Raw genomic sequence first — 2986 nt, 5'->3', positions numbered from 1 at the left:
TTTTTAATTCTCGTTCTTACACATTCAATGTTCTTTCATTGAGTCCATCAAAACCCCTTGGGTGTTGTATGGTTAAGCCTCACGGGCAATTAGTACAGGTTAGCTCAACGCCTCACAACGCTTACACACCCTGCCTATCAACGTCGTAGTCTACGACAACCCTTTAGGATACTTAAAGTATCAGGGAGAACTCATCTCAAGGCTCGCTTCCCGCTTAGATGCTTTCAGCGGTTATCGATCCCGAACTTAGCTACCGGGCAATGCGTCTGGCGACACAACCCGAACACCAGAGGTTCGTCCACTCCGGTCCTCTCGTACTAGGAGCAGCCCCTTTCAATTCTCCAACGCCCACGGCAGATAGGGACCGAACTGTCTCACGACGTTCTAAACCCAGCTCGCGTACCACTTTAAATGGCGAACAGCCATACCCTTGGGACCGACTTCAGCCCCAGGATGTGATGAGCCGACATCGAGGTGCCAAACACCGCCGTCGATATGAACTCTTGGGCGGTATCAGCCTGTTATCCCCGGAGTACCTTTTATCCGTTGAGCGATGGCCCTTCCATTCAGAACCACCGGATCACTATGACCTGCTTTCGCACCTGCTCGAATTGTCATTCTCGCAGTCAAGCGGGCTTATGCCATTGCACTAACCTCACGATGTCCAACCGTGATTAGCCCACCTTCGTGCTCCTCCGTTACGCTTTGGGAGGAGACCGCCCCAGTCAAACTACCCACCAGGCACTGTCCGCAACCCCGATAAGGGGTCGACGTTAGAACATCAACACTACAAGGGTGGTATTTCAAGGACGGCTCCACGCAATCTAGCGACTGCGTTTCAAAGCCTCCCACCTATCCTACACATGTAGGGTCAATGTTCAGTGCCAAGCTGTAGTAAAGGTTCACGGGGTCTTTCCGTCTAGCCGCGGGTACACTGCATCTTCACAGCGATTTCAATTTCACTGAGTCTCGGGTGGAGACAGCGTGGCCATCATTACGCCATTCGTGCAGGTCGGAACTTACCCGACAAGGAATTTCGCTACCTTAGGACCGTTATAGTTACGGCCGCCGTTTACCGGGGCTTCGATCAAGAGCTTCGACCGAAGTCTAACCCCATCAATTAACCTTCCGGCACCGGGCAGGCGTCACACCGTATACGTCATCTTGCGATTTTGCACAGTGCTGTGTTTTTAATAAACAGTTGCAGCCACCTGGTATCTGCGACTCTCAATAGCTCCATCCGCGAGGGACTTCACCGTCGAGAGCGTACCTTCTCCCGAAGTTACGGTACCATTTTGCCTAGTTCCTTCACCCGAGTTCTCTCAAGCGCCTTGGTATTCTCTACCCGACCACCTGTGTCGGTTTGGGGTACGATTCCTTACAATCTGAAGCTTAGAGGCTTTTCCTGGAAGCATGGCATCAATGACTTCACTACCGTAGTAGCTCGACGTCGTGTCTCAGCCTTAAGAGAAACCGGATTTACCTAATTTCTCAGCCTACGCACTTGAACCTGGACAACCGTCGCCAGGCCCACCTAGCCTTCTCCGTCCCCCCATCGCAATTGTAAGAAGTACGGGAATATTAACCCGTTTCCCATCGACTACGCCTTTCGGCCTCGCCTTAGGGGTCGACTTACCCTGCCCCGATTAACGTTGGACAGGAACCCTTGGTCTTCCGGCGAGGAGGTTTTTCACCCCCTTTATCGTTACTCATGTCAGCATTCGCACTTCTGATACGTCCAGCATGCGTTACCACACACCTTCAACCGCTTACAGAACGCTCCCCTACCCAATATACAAAAGTATATTGCCGCAGCTTCGGTTTACTACTTAGCCCCGTTACATCTTCCGCGCAGGCCGACTCGACCAGTGAGCTATTACGCTTTCTTTAAATGATGGCTGCTTCTAAGCCAACATCCTGGCTGTCTGAGCCTTCCCACATCGTTTCCCACTTAGTAGTAATTTGGGACCTTAGCTGGCGGTCTGGGTTGTTTCCCTCTCCACGACGGACGTTAGCACCCGCCGTGTGTCTCCCGGATAGTACTTACTGGTATTCGGAGTTTGCAAAGGGTTGGTAAGTCGGGATGACCCCCTAGCCTTAACAGTGCTCTACCCCCAGTAGTATTCGTCCGAGGCGCTACCTAAATAGCTTTCGGGGAGAACCAGCTATCTCCAGGTTTGATTGGCCTTTCACCCCTAGCCACAAGTCATCCGCTAATTTTTCAACATTAGTCGGTTCGGTCCTCCAGTTGATGTTACTCAACCTTCAACCTGCCCATGGCTAGATCACCTGGTTTCGGGTCTATATCCAGAGACTGAACGCCCAGTTAAGACTCGGTTTCCCTACGGCTCCCCTAGATGGTTAACCTTGCCACTGAATATAAGTCGCTGACCCATTATACAAAAGGTACGCAGTCACAGGACAAAGCCTGCTCCTACTGCTTGTACGTACACGGTTTCAGGTTCTATTTCACTCCCCTCACAGGGGTTCTTTTCGCCTTTCCCTCACGGTACTGGTTCACTATCGGTCAGTCAGTAGTATTTAGCCTTGGAGGATGGTCCCCCCATATTCAGACAGGATATCACGTGTCCCGCCCTACTCGATTTCACTGAACACACGTCGTCAACTACGGGACTATCACCCTGTATCGTCGGCCTTTCCAGGCTGTTCGTCTAACGCGTGTAAAGCTTAAGGGCTAGTCCAATTTCGCTCGCCGCTACTTTCGGAATCTCGGTTGATTTCTTTTCCTCGGGGTACTTAGATGTTTCAGTTCCCCCGGTTCGCCCTGTTGAGCTATGTATTCACTCAACAGTAATACCTTATGGTATTGGGTTTCCCCATTCGGAAATCCCAGACTCAAATGGTTTTTACTACCTAATCTGGGCTTATCGCAAGTTAATACGTCCTTCATCGCCTCTGACTGCCAAGGCATCCACCGTGTACGCTTAGTCACTTAACCATACAACCCGAAGGAGTTTCGAGTTGA

The 2986-nt window shown here is 51.2% G+C and carries 1 rRNA gene; it reads right to left on the bottom strand.

What is annotated here, in order from left to right:
- Window positions 1-68: 68 nt before the first annotated feature.
- Window positions 69-2959: ribosomal RNA gene (locus tag R7044_RS23905) — 23S ribosomal RNA — on the bottom strand.
- Window positions 2960-2986: the final 27 nt, after the last annotated feature.

The organism is Vibrio sp. 1402, assembly GCF_033340275.1.
Note: the sequence above shows the minus strand (reverse complement) of the source record. Positions and strands in the feature narration are given on the sequence as shown.